This is a genomic window from Micromonospora sp. SL1-18 (assembly GCF_047921505.1).
In the GTDB taxonomy this organism is placed as follows: Bacteria; Actinomycetota; Actinomycetes; order Mycobacteriales; family Micromonosporaceae; genus Micromonospora.
The window spans coordinates 1-3,653 of record NZ_JBLROA010000146.1; the positions used below are offsets into that span (position 1 = coordinate 1).

The window sequence follows — 3,653 nt, forward strand, 5'->3', positions numbered from 1 at the left end:
GTCGGAGAACTCCACCGCCGGCGGGTAACCCGGGATCTTCGACGCCGGCGGCACCGGCTGCTGAGGGGCGGCGATCTTCACCTTCACTTCCTTCGACCCGCCGAACTTCCCCGCCTCCGGGTCCAGGTCCAGGACCTTGACCACCCACAGGCGCTCGCCCGACTCCTTGTCACGGGCCTGGTCATCACCCTGACCGCGCTTGTCGAAGTCCGTCACCGGCTCCACACCCAGGCACAGCGCACCCTGCGGGAACACGTACTCGAACGGAACCGGAACCTTGATCGTGTTCGGGACCATGCCCTCTGCCTCCTTGGCTAGCCTGTCTATCCCCCTAGACAGACGAAACTTGACTGACCGTGAGGATGTATAGGGGGATAGACAGCAACCTACGGCGGTACGGTGAAGGCGTCAAGGGGGCTAGACAGGGCGTTATCACGTAGAGCGAGGACGGACATGACGGGCGAAGTGGACCGCATCGCTGCGATAGCTGATCCCTTCGAGCTTCTTCGCGAAGCGACCGCCCGTATGTCGGCGGCGCAGGAGGAAGTGACCGAGCTTGCCCGGCTACGCCGCCGGGTCATCCACGAGCTCCACGACAGCGGCATGTCGTACGCCCACATCGCCCAACAGGTCGGCCTTACCCGGGGCCGCATTCACCAGATCCGGCACGGCGGCCCGGCCCCAGAAGGCGCATTCCTCGGCCAAGGCACCGTCACAATCATCACCCCCCTTAAGCAGGAGGCGATCAGGTCACGCCCAGTCGTGGCGATCGAAGACGTGACGGGCGCCCAGCGACTTGGCGATCTCGCACGCAGCCTCGGTCTGGAGCCGTCGTTCGAGACCATCCCCATTGGCGGCGAGATCGATTTGAACCGCCCCAACCTGGTGGTGATCTCTGGTCCGCGCATCTCCGAGCACGTCGCCCAAGTGCTCTCGCAGGACCGCGTCTTGCAGTTCGAGCGCGCCAACGACGGCCCGTGGACGCTGGTCGACCGCACCACCGGCACCGTGTACCGGTCCGGGCAAGACCAGAAGCCGCAGCGCAGCTGGGACGTGGCCTACCTCGGCCGCCTACCCCGACCGGACCGGCAGGGCTCGCTGATCGTCTTCACCGGCATCCATCCGCCCGGTTCCCTCGGAGTCGTCCATCTGCTCTGCACTCGCATCGGCGAGCTGTACAGCGACGCCAAGACCGGACACTTCTCCGTGCTGGTCGGCACCGAGTACGACCCTGACACCCGCGAGCCGCGCCGAGTTGAGCTGCTGACGCCACTTCACCGGCTGGAGGACAACTGATGCAGGTCGCCATGGCAACCAGCCCAGCTAAGCCCGACCACAGCAACGAGGACTTCACCGCAGCCACAGCGAACGGCATCGTCCTGCTCGACGGCGCAGGCCTGTCCGGCACCGCTTCGCGCTGCTCACACGGCGTCGCCTGGTACACCCGCCAACTCGGAGGCGCACTACTCGCCGGACTCGCCGCAGACAGCGACCAGGAGCTACCCGCCATCCTCGCCGAGGCGATCAGCCAGACGGCCGCCCTACACGAAGACACCTGCCACCTCGACGAGCCCGGCACCCCGTCCGCAACGGTCATCATGCTCCGACGCAATCGTGACCAGCTTGAGCACCTGGTGCTCGCCGATTCCGTGCTCGTACTCGACCAGGCCAACGACGCGCCACTCGTCATCAGCGACGACCGCGAGGCACACATCGGCCGGCACTACCGCGCCATGATGGACAGCCTCGCCAACGGCACACCGGAGCACGACCAGGCCCGCCGCGACTACGTTCAAGCCCTCCGCGCCCACCGCAACAAGCCCGGCGGATTCTGGGTCGCCGCCGCCGACCCACGCGCCGCCCATCAGGCCATCACGGGAACCAGCCCGATCAAGGACGTGACAGCCGCAGCGCTGCTCAGCGACGGAGCCAGCCGACTTGCCGACCGCTTCGGCCTCACCGACTGGGCCGGGCTCCTGGAGATCCTGCACGACCATGGCCCAGCCGAGCTGATCCACCGTGTTCGTGCCGCCGAAAATTCCGACCCACACGGCACCCGTTGGCCCCGTGGCAAGACCCACGATGATGCGACCGCCGCCTACTGCACGCAGCTGCTCGACGCATAGCGTCGGTCATGTCCCACCACATGCTTGACGGATTCGTCCCAGCCCCCACACGCGCGACAGCCGGCCTCGGTTGCTCCGTCATTCTGCTTGCGTTCAGTGATGCCTGGGCGCAGTGGCAGCGCACACACATGTCGAGAACAGTGCGCCCGCCACTGGTGTGATCGTCCGCTTGTTAGTGTCGGAATAGTCGCAGCCCGGTGTGGGTGATGTTGATGTCGTTCCGCCGTGCCGCCTCGGCCACCACGTCCGAGCGGGTCGAGCCGCCTGGCTCGGCGATGTTCCTTACGCCATACCGGACCGCTTCGGTGATGTTGTCCTCGAAGGGCAGCGCCCCGTCGGAGGCCAGGCTCACCTCCTGCAGGGGCACCGGCGGATCGATCGTCTCGGCGAGCAGGAGCTGGGCATTGACACGATCCTGCACCGACGTGAGTTCCGAGGCTCCGTCGACGGGAATGAACCGCCGCTGATGCCATAGCTGCGCCTTGGTGCCGGCAAGGCGGATGCAATCCACCCGGGACTGCTGTCCGGCGCCCACGCCCAGCGTTGCTCCGTCGCGAACCAGCACGATCGAGTTCGACTGGGTGTACCTCACAGTGGTTAGCGCCAGCCTCAGGTCGGCCGACAGCCCGCCGGGCAGCGGGGCGTCGTCACGGCGCTGGACGAACCGCAGCCCATACAGTTCGTGCACCTCTTCGACCGGTGGCGCGAACGCCGAGTCTGCCTGCAGGATCAGGTAGGTACCGTTCTTCTTGTTCGACAACACAGCGACCGCGCCCGGCTCATAGCCAGGGGCGATGATCCCATCGCTGACCACCCTCCGCAGCAGCTCGGCGAGTTCGGCGGTGACCGGCGCGGACACCGCGACCATGTCACCGTAAGAACTCTTCGGGTCGGTGTCCCGGGCTCGCGTATAGGCCTGCGTTACCGCGTCGGTGCTCTGGTCGACTCCGAACAAGCGGGCGGTCACCGGATGGATCGGTCCGGCCAGCGCCGCCCCGGCCGGCGACACGTGCTTGAACGACGCCGCCGCAACCGTCCCGGATCCGGCGGACGCCTCTCGAACCAGCTGCCATGCGCCAATCGCGTCCAGAAGGTTGAGGTAAGAAGGATGCCCGTGGACCACGGTGAAGGGCGCCGTACCGATCGGCTCGACCATCGCCGGGCTTTGATGGGGGTTCATGCCATAACGCAACTTCACCGCAGACCTCCGAACGCACACGATTCAAGGCGTCGCGGTGGCCCAGGCGGTCGGCAGCCGACGTCACAGCGGCCAATCCCCGGTGGTGCTCCACCCTCGCCAGTCACGGCCGCGGCGCCAGCATAGACCCAATTTGCTCATCACAAGCCCTCGTCGGCCTACGGGTGCCCCGATGTGCGATCAACCATCCGGATTTATCGCAATCCGCGCGCTACGGAGCGTCATGACGAGTTCCGCCGGCCAGCTCCCGGACATGCCGAGATGAGGGCACCTACTCAGAGAGGAGGGGCGCCCGCGGTTGTCGTCAGATCATCGGGACGGGGGAGGGT

General features: G+C 66.6%; 4 protein-coding genes and 1 riboswitch. Of the genes, 2 read left to right on the forward strand and 2 right to left on the reverse strand.

Translation table 11 applies throughout. The annotated features are described in order from the left end of the window. A partial coding sequence (locus ACNAW0_RS30040) for a hypothetical protein (protein ID WP_416291416.1) occupies positions 1-297 on the reverse strand: 297 nt, incomplete at its 3' end. 156 nt (positions 298-453) lie between these two features. Between ACNAW0_RS30040 and ACNAW0_RS30045 the strand changes: the two genes are divergently transcribed. Beyond that, positions 454-1,296 (forward strand): sigma-70 family RNA polymerase sigma factor, encoded by an 843-nt coding sequence (locus ACNAW0_RS30045; RefSeq protein WP_416291417.1) that lies wholly within the window; start codon positions 454-456, stop codon positions 1,294-1,296. Positions 1,297-1,307: 11 nt separating this feature from the next. Beyond that, positions 1,308-2,126: a hypothetical protein gene (locus ACNAW0_RS30050; RefSeq protein ID WP_416291418.1), complete on the forward strand. Its 819-nt coding sequence runs from the start codon at positions 1,308-1,310 to the stop codon at positions 2,124-2,126. Between the two features lie 172 nt (positions 2,127-2,298). On the opposite strand, the gene ACNAW0_RS30055 is transcribed toward ACNAW0_RS30050, so the two are convergent. Then, the gene (locus ACNAW0_RS30055; RefSeq protein ID WP_416291419.1) at positions 2,299-3,345 is read right to left on the reverse strand and encodes a hypothetical protein; all 1,047 of its coding nucleotides are present in this window, start codon (positions 3,343-3,345) and stop codon (positions 2,299-2,301) included. A 12-nt stretch (positions 3,346-3,357) separates the two neighbouring features. Next, positions 3,358-3,441: riboswitch (ZMP/ZTP riboswitch) on the reverse strand. Between the last annotated feature and the right edge of the window lie 212 nt (positions 3,442-3,653).

What these genes read in the sequence shown, in the direction of transcription:
- ACNAW0_RS30045 (WP_416291417.1), top strand. Translation starts at nt 454, where the DNA reads ATGACGGGCGAAGTGGACCGCATCGCTGCGATAGCTGATCCCTTCGAG.
- ACNAW0_RS30050 (WP_416291418.1), top strand. Translation starts at nt 1,308, where the DNA reads ATGGCAACCAGCCCAGCTAAGCCCGACCACAGCAACGAGGACTTCACC.